Annotated in this window: 2 pseudogenes; both read left to right on the top strand. The window is 55.6% G+C overall.

The features are described from left to right. Positions 1-19 precede the first annotated feature (19 nt). Positions 20-469: pseudogene (locus HMPREF3153_RS13225) on the top strand (helix-turn-helix domain-containing protein); the annotation flags it as partial. 19 nt (positions 470-488) lie between these two features. After that, positions 489-888, top strand: a pseudogene (locus tag HMPREF3153_RS13040) (helix-turn-helix domain-containing protein); the annotation flags it as partial.

The following is an 888-nucleotide window of genomic DNA, read 5'->3' as shown; positions in this document are numbered from 1 at the left end:
GCGTGCTGTCAAGGGGTGAATGCGCCACTTCGACCGGGAGGTAGTTGTGACGCGTTGGACTCCGAAGGATGTTAAGGATGCTGCTGTTGAGCGCGTGGTGGCAGGCGAGGCAGTTAGCCTGGTCGCGCGTGATGTGGGTGTAGGCCCCGAATCGGTTTACGGTTGGTTGAGGGTAAGAGGTGTCGAACCTCCAGGCAGGCGTGCGAGTCGTTTGCGTGATCCGTTTGTCCGTGAGGCTGTTGGGTTGGTGCGTGCAGGTATGTCGATCAGTCAAGCAGCACAGACTGTTGGAATATCGACTGGCTTGCTTCACAGCAGGTTAAAGAAAGCTGGTGTAATCGAAGTGCGGCCTAGACGCGCCCACTTGTCACCTGATAAACGTGCCCAGGCCGTGGAGCGAGTGCTTGCTGGTGAGAGCTGTCAGACAGTGGCTGATGCTATCGGTGTGCATCCTTCTACCGTGTATGGGTGGATAAGGAAGCAGCGGTATGCGAAGTTACGCCGGCAGCGACATCGTCGAACGCCTGATGAGGCGGTGGTGTCTTTGCCAGATACAGGCAAGAAGCTGGGTAAAGATTCTGTTATGCCAGCACCGATGAAAACTCAAGCCGTTGATGGATTTCCTAGCGGCGTATTCGACAAACACGCCTTAGTAGGGCGTGGTCGCAGGCTTACTGTTGAAGACCGTGTTGCTATTGAAGCGGGATGTCGTGTCGGTGATTCGGCACGAGCCATCGCGCAGAAAATAAATAGGCACCACAGTGTCGTCGCTCGTGAAATCACCCGTAATGGTTGGAAGATCGTCGATGAGGACGGCACAGAGCAGCTGCGGTATAACGCCCACAACGCTGCTGTTTCTACTGCTGGTCGGATGGTGCGGCCAAAACT

The sequence above is a fragment of the Corynebacterium sp. HMSC06C06 genome, from assembly GCF_001807295.1.
In the GTDB taxonomy this organism is placed as follows: domain Bacteria; phylum Actinomycetota; class Actinomycetes; order Mycobacteriales; family Mycobacteriaceae; genus Corynebacterium; species Corynebacterium striatum.
Note: the sequence above shows the minus strand (reverse complement) of the source record. Positions and strands in the feature narration are given on the sequence as shown.